Origin of the sequence: Streptomyces sp. NRRL WC-3549, from assembly GCF_000721935.1 — a bacterium.
GTDB lineage: Bacteria > Actinomycetota > Actinomycetes > Streptomycetales > Streptomycetaceae > Streptomyces.
Map to the genome: position 1 here is coordinate 68,499 of NZ_KL585445.1, position 5,058 is coordinate 73,556.

The following is a 5,058-nucleotide window of genomic DNA, read 5'->3' on the forward strand; positions in this document are numbered from 1 at the left end:
CGATCCCGCCGCTCCGGAGGGCGACCACTTCCAGGTCCGCGGCCTGGAGGAAGCCGGCGAAGAGCGCGGCGACGTCCTCGGGGTAGGTGGCGGCGACGGCGACCCGGGTGGCACCGAGCTCGCGCACGGCGTGCGGGAAGGCGAAGGAGGCGCTGGACGCGGGGAGTCCCGCGGTCCGTGCGAGGGAGGCGACCTGCTCGTGGGCCCCGTCCCAGCCCCGGACGAAGCTGCCGCCGGTGGTGGCCCAGACCAGCGCCTCGGCCCCCGCCAGGCGCAGCTCCTCGACCCCGGCGGCCAGGCGCTCCGGCGCACCGGCCGCGCGCAGGGACTCGGCGTCGCGGGCGGCCCCGTCGGTGGCGGTGTGGAACAGCGGCAGTCTGATGTCGCTGTCGATCATGACCTCGATCCGCGGGAAGTCGTCCTCCGCGGCATGGCCCGGGTAGAGAAGTCCTACGGTCGTCATGTCCGTCCTTCCCGTGGTCCGGATGGCCCGCCGGCCCTTGACGGGCGCCTTGTCTCCGCTGCCCCTGCCTGGCTCAAGTATTCCCCCGTCGGCCGCCGCCCGCCGCTCCGGACGCCCCGGCCCCCGCCCCGCCCGGGTCCCGCGGAGCCGGCCCGTTTGCGTACGCGGGCACCGGGCACCCGGGAGAGCGGCCCCCAGTCGAACACCGGTGACATAAGCCGCAGGCGTTCACCGATCCGGAGAACGCGCCATAACGGGCAGTCATGAACCAACTATTCCTGGGGAATACGCCCCGCGCACCTTCCGTCGCCCTCCGCCCGCCATGAGACACGGGAAGGTCACCCTCCGGCCACCGTTCGATTACATGGGCGGCGCTTTTGGCTTAGAAGCAGCGGATCGGGCAGGCGCTCACCCTGTCCTGACTGCTCAAGCCATCCAGGAGATTGCGAACCATGGCTGACTTCCCGAATCTGTCCCGCCGGGGTTTCCTCAACCGATCGGCAGCCGTGGGCGGACTGCTCGTCGTTCCGGGGCTGCTCTCCGCGTGCAGCAAGACCGACGCCGGCTCCACGGACGGTGAGGGCGCCCTCGACAAGCTCCGCAAGCAGGGCTTCGTCCGCGTCGCGTACGCCAACGAGGCGCCGTACGGCTACATGGAGGGCAAGGAGCTCAAGGGCGAGGCGCCCACCCTGCACCGGGAGATCTTCAAGGCGCTCGGCGTGGACGAGCTGAAGCCCACCCTCTCGGAGTGGGACGGCCTGATCCCCGGGCTCCAGGCCGGGAAGTACGACGTGGTCAGCGCGGGCATGGCGATCACCCCGGAGCGCTGCGCCAACGCCCTGTTCTCCGACCCGGAGTTCATATCCCCCACCGCGATGATGGTGAAGAAGGGCAACCCGAAGAAGATCACCGACCTGGCGTCGGCCAAGGCCGCCGGAGCGGTCATCGGCGTGATGTCGGGTGCGGTCGAGGACTCGTACGCCAAGGGCGCGGGCATCGCCGGGAACAAGATCAAGACGCTGCAGAAGCCCCAGGACGGCGCGGACGCGGTCAAGGGCGGCCGGATCGACGCCTTCCTGCTCACCGGCATCTCACTGCGGTGGCTCGCCAAGACCAACCCGGAGACCGAGGTCACCGATGCGTTCGTGCCGGAGCTGGACGGCGTGCAGCAGTTCTCCCCCGGCGGCGCGGTGTTCCGCAAGGGCAACGAGGACCTGCGCGACTCCTTCAACCGCGAGCTCAAGAAGATCACCGCGGACAAGTCCCGCTACGTGGGCCTTCTGACGGAGTACGGCTTCGGCGCCACGGAGATTCCGCCGGCCACGCTGAAGACCGCCGACCTGTGCAAGGGCTGACGGGGGCGGACCACACCCTATGAGTGACTTCTTCTCCACACTCCTCGATGAGTTCCCTCAGGTCAGAGCGGGCTTGTGGGTGACGCTCGAGGCCACGGTCCTGGGCTCCCTGCTCGCGCTGCTGCTGTCGTTCCTGCTCGGCCTGATGGCGGGCAGCACGCTGCTGCCGGTGCGCGGGGTCTCCCGGATCGTCGTGGAGTTCTTCCGCGGCACCTCGCTCTACATCCAGCTGTTCTGGCTCTACTACGCGATGCCGCAGCTGACGGGCTACGAACTGACGCCGCTGCTCTGCGGCATCGTCGCCTTCGGCCTCAACTACGGGGCGTACGGCTCCGAGATCGTCCGCGGAGCGGTCAAGTCCGTGCCCCGCGCCCAGTACGAGGCGGCCGTGGCCCTGAACATGACGCCCTTCCACCGGATGCGGAAGGTGATCATGCCGCAGGCCTGGGTCCAGATGATCCCGTCCTTCACCAACCTGCTGATCCAGCTGCTGAAGGCCACACCGCTGCTGTGGCTGATCTCCGCGGCCGACCTGATGACCGCCGTCGAGCACATCCGCAGCCGGACCGGTGAGACCCTCACCGCGTACCTGCTGCTGCTGGCCGCCTACTTCGTCCTCGCCTACGCGCTGACCCTGCTGATGAACCTGCTGGAACGGTCCGCCAAGCGGCGGCTCGGCCTGCACACCGGTGCGGGCAGTCTGCTCAAGTCCCGCTCGGCGGAGTCGGCCGCCACCGCCGGAGGTGCCCGGTGAACCAGTCGTTCAACTGGGACGCCCTCACGGACTCGTTCCCCCTGCTGCTCGAAGGATTCCGGGTCACCCTGCTGGCGACCGTGCTCGGCACGCTCGTGGCCGCGGTGCTGGGCCTCGCCATCGCGGTGGCCGGACGTGCGCCGTCGCGGCTGGTGACCGTGCCCGTCAAGGCGGTGATGGAGTTCGTCCGCGCCACCCCGCTGCTGGTCCAGCTGGTCGGCGCGGCGGCCGTCTTCACCTCCGTGGAACCGCTGACGATCGGCATCGTCGTCCTGGGCGTCCACTACGCCACGTACACCTCCGAGGTCTACCGGGCCGGGATCGACGGTGTGCCCAAGGGCCAGTGGGAGGCCTGCCGGGCGCTCTCGCTGCCGCCCCGGCGGACCTGGCAGGCGGTGATCCTGCCCCAGGCGGTGCGCAGCGTGCTGCCCGCCCTCGGCAACTACGCCGTCTCGATGTTCAAGGAGACCCCCTTCCTGGCCGTGATCACGGTCCAGGAAATGGTCTTCGAGGCCCGCAAGTACGGGACCGACCACTTCGCGTACACCGAGGTGTTCACGCTCGCGGGACTGATCTTCCTGGTCGCGAGCTACCCCACCTCGCTGCTGATGAGAAAGCTGGAGAAGCGCCTTGGCCACTGACCCTGCCCCCCTGAAGGAGCCCGCGGACGCCGCTCAGGCGGACGGGACCACCGGTGTGGAGCCGCTGGTCCGGTTCGACAAGGTCGTCAAGCGGTACGGCGACCATGTGGTCCTGGACGAGCTGGACTTCACGGTCAAGCGGGGCGAGCACGTCACGCTGATCGGGCCCAGCGGTTCCGGCAAGACCACCATCCTGCGGTTGCTGATGACGCTGGAGAAGGTCAGCGGCGGTGTGATCTGGGTGGACGGCTCACCGCTCTCGCACACCCGCAGGCCCGACGGTTCGCTCAAGCCGGCCGGCGAGAAGCAGCTGCGGGAGTCCCGGAAGAAGATCGGGATGGTCTTCCAGCAGTTCAACCTCTTCCCGAACATGAAGGTGCTCCAGAACATCACCGAGGCGCCGGTCAACGTCCTGGGCATGGAGCGCGAGGAGGCGGAGGCCCGCGCCCGCGAGCTGCTCGACCTGGTCGGGCTCTCGGGGAAGGTCGACGCACACCCCTCGCAGCTCTCCGGGGGCCAGCAGCAGCGGGTGGCGATCGCCCGGGCGCTGGCGATGCGCCCGGAGATCCTGCTGCTGGACGAGGTCACCTCGGCGCTCGACCCGGAGCTGGTGGCGGGCGTGCTGGAGCTCCTCGGTGACATCGCGAGGAACACCGACATCACGATGCTCTGTGTGACCCACGAGATGAACTTCGCACGGGACGTCTCGGAGAAGGTCCTGATGTTCGACGCGGGCCGCGTGGTGGAGTCCGGTACGCCGGAGAAGATCTTCACCGACCCCGAGCACGCACGTACACGCGAGTTCCTCAACGCGGTGCTGTGACGGTCCCGGCCGCACTTCTGGGCTATGACGTTGGCATATGCCAACCGGGTGCGTCCCTGGCGGCGGAGCCGGGGGCGCACCGGGCAACTCGTCAACACCCCGTCCCCCGGCGCCTTTCGGCCGCTATCGTGGGGCGGAAGCCGCCGGTCACAACCTGGTAGGGGGACACCGTGGCGTCGAAGCCCGAAGGGAAAGCACCGTTCCACTCCGTGCAGTACGCCCTGCGCGTGCTGGAGTCGGTCTCCACGCACGGAAGCGGCGTGACCGACGTACAGCTCTCCCGTGAGACGGGGCTGCCCGTCGGGCACCTCGCCGCGCTGCTGCTGACCCTGCGGCGCGAGGGGTACGTCGAGCAGGTGACCGACGGGGCCTACGTCATCGGTGCCGCGCTCGCCGAGCTCGGCACCGGCGCGGCCCGCCGCCGGGCGGTGGAGACACGGCTCCAGCAGACGCTCGTGCGGCTGCGCGACTCGGTCGGCGCGGCGGTCTACGTCAGCCGGTACGTCGACGGTGAGATCCGGATCACCCAGGTGGCCGACGGACCGCACGCCCCCGCCGTCAACGAGTGGGTCGACTTCCGGTCGGCGGCGCACGCCAGTGCGATCGGCAAGTGCCTGCTGACGCAGCTCGACCAGAACAGCCGGCGCGACCATCTCGCCCGGCACCGGACGGCCCGGCTCACCTCGCGGACGATCACCAGCGAGAAGGTGCTCTTCTCGAAGCTGGACAGCCAGCCGGCGACGGTCCCGGTGCTCGATCTCCAGGAGTACGCGGTGGGCACGGTGTGCGCGGCGGTGCCGCTGACCGCCGGGGCGTCGGCCGGGTGCCTGGCGCTCTCCCTGCCGATCGAGGACGCGCACCGGCTGCGGTCCGCGGCGGACACGCTGAACCGCCGGGCGGCCCCGGTACTGCTGTCGATGGCGCTCTGAACGGTCCGGAAGCGCGCTCGCCGGGGGCCGACGGGCACGTGTCACCAGCACCCCTGGGAACCAGGTATTATTTTCGAGTCAGCAGGCGCCGTT

At 69.8% G+C, this 5,058-nt stretch carries 5 protein-coding genes and 1 pseudogene; 5 read left to right on the forward strand and 1 reads right to left on the reverse strand.

Features of this window, described 5'->3' with window-relative positions; all coding sequences use genetic code 11:
• Positions 1-463: pseudogene (locus IH13_RS0134545) on the reverse strand (decarboxylase); the annotation flags it as partial.
• Positions 464-915: 452 nt separating this feature from the next.
• Between IH13_RS0134545 and ehuB the strand changes: the two are divergent.
• The 5 genes from ehuB to IH13_RS0134570 all read left to right on the forward strand — a co-directional run bounded on the left by ehuB (position 916) and on the right by IH13_RS0134570 (position 4,965).
• Complete coding sequence (ehuB, locus tag IH13_RS0134550) at positions 916-1,818, forward strand: ectoine/hydroxyectoine ABC transporter substrate-binding protein EhuB (protein WP_031090852.1); 903 nt, start codon at positions 916-918, stop codon at positions 1,816-1,818.
• Between the two features lie 19 nt (positions 1,819-1,837).
• Positions 1,838-2,572 (forward strand): ectoine/hydroxyectoine ABC transporter permease subunit EhuC, encoded by a 735-nt coding sequence (gene ehuC / locus IH13_RS0134555; RefSeq protein ID WP_031090853.1) that lies wholly within the window; start codon positions 1,838-1,840, stop codon positions 2,570-2,572.
• Complete coding sequence (ehuD, locus tag IH13_RS0134560; protein WP_031090855.1) at positions 2,569-3,213, forward strand: ectoine/hydroxyectoine ABC transporter permease subunit EhuD; 645 nt, start codon at positions 2,569-2,571, stop codon at positions 3,211-3,213. Before ehuC ends, ehuD begins: the two co-directional genes overlap by 4 nt.
• Entirely contained in the window at positions 3,203-4,036 is an 834-nt protein-coding gene (gene ehuA / locus IH13_RS0134565) for an ectoine/hydroxyectoine ABC transporter ATP-binding protein EhuA (protein WP_031090858.1), read from the forward strand. Before ehuD ends, ehuA begins: the two co-directional genes overlap by 11 nt.
• Before the next feature lie 170 nt (positions 4,037-4,206).
• Complete coding sequence (locus IH13_RS0134570; protein WP_031090860.1) at positions 4,207-4,965, forward strand: IclR family transcriptional regulator; 759 nt, start codon at positions 4,207-4,209, stop codon at positions 4,963-4,965.
• Positions 4,966-5,058: the final 93 nt, after the last annotated feature.